This is a genomic window from Psychrobacter sp. 1Y4 (genome assembly GCF_051847555.1).
The window spans coordinates 1-609 of record NZ_JBPYDE010000809.1; the positions used below are offsets into that span (position 1 = coordinate 1).

The following is a 609-nucleotide window of genomic DNA, read 5'->3' on the forward strand; positions in this document are numbered from 1 at the left end:
CCACGGCCTGAGAGATATTAGGTATCTCACCGACTGTCCGCCATCCTGCTGTTTTCATCAACCAAGAGCCAATGATGGGCGATACTTTATTGCCACGCCTAGGCACGTTGTCACCCACCTGCTCTCTACTAAGATTCGGCAGTATTTTTGAGCGCGCAGACGGAGCAGCATCAGACTTAGAGCGTTTAAAAATCTTTGGTATCATGACAGTATAATATAATGAAGTTACTGACATCATAACATTAAGCCTATAAGGCGAGGCTGATTTTTGCGTGCTTTTACTATGACAAAAATTGCTTAGCTATAAATATAAGTAATAGCCTATTTTGGTATTTTGCCCTGCAATCGTTCAAGAATTACTAATACTTCTTAATACTCACTGCTACTTCTTAAGAAATATCAGCCAAATCGCCCTTGCTCTCTAGCCACGACTTGCGATCAGCGGCACGTTTTTTCGCTAGTAGCATATCCATAATACCATTGGTCAATACCATGTCATCCATATCTAGCTGTACTAACCTGCGTGTATCACGGCTCATCGTCGTTTCACGTAGCTGCTCTGCACTCATCTCACCGAGACCCTTAAAGCGGGTAATTTGCGCTTTTTTG

At 42.9% G+C, this 609-nt stretch carries 2 pseudogenes; both read right to left on the reverse strand.

The window, feature by feature from the left end:
* Positions 1 to 238 (reverse strand): annotated as a pseudogene (locus tag ACS8FC_RS18995) (glycerol acyltransferase); the annotation flags it as partial.
* A gap of 151 nt (positions 239 to 389) precedes the next feature.
* Positions 390 to 609: pseudogene (locus ACS8FC_RS19000) on the reverse strand (DNA topoisomerase IV subunit B); the annotation flags it as partial.